Origin of the sequence: Falsigemmobacter intermedius, assembly GCF_004054105.1 — a bacterium.
GTDB lineage: Bacteria > Pseudomonadota > Alphaproteobacteria > Rhodobacterales > Rhodobacteraceae > Wagnerdoeblera > Wagnerdoeblera intermedia.
The window spans coordinates 1-311 of sequence record NZ_SBLC01000058.1 but is presented as its reverse complement, the minus strand read 5'-3'; the positions used below and the strand labels follow the sequence as shown (position 1 = coordinate 311).

1 protein-coding gene is annotated in these 311 nt (G+C 59.8%); it reads left to right on the top strand.

Annotation, left to right across the window (positions count from 1 at the left end; genetic code table 11):
* The coding region (gene traN / locus EP867_RS20035; RefSeq protein ID WP_194085567.1) for a conjugal transfer protein TraN at positions 1-311 on the top strand (311 nt) is incomplete at both ends.

Below are 311 nucleotides of genomic sequence, written 5' to 3'. Positions count from 1 at the left end.
TCTGCAACAGCGATATGTCGTGCTTCGGCGGCGATTGCCTCCCCAACACCGGCACAGACGGCACCATGGATCTGGCCGATGCGGCCTCCAAGCTGGCCGCGGTCGATATGATCCTGACCGACATGCAGTGCACGATCGACCCCAATGCGGCCAATGTTGAGAACGAAATGATGGCCTGCCAGCTGTTCGCCGGTACGGGATCTAACTGCTCTCGCGTGACGCTGGGCCTCTCTAACTGCTGCCAGAATGCCAAAGGGGTGAACCTCGCTGATTATCTGCAGCTTGCTTTCGCGACCTCGCGCATTTCGCGG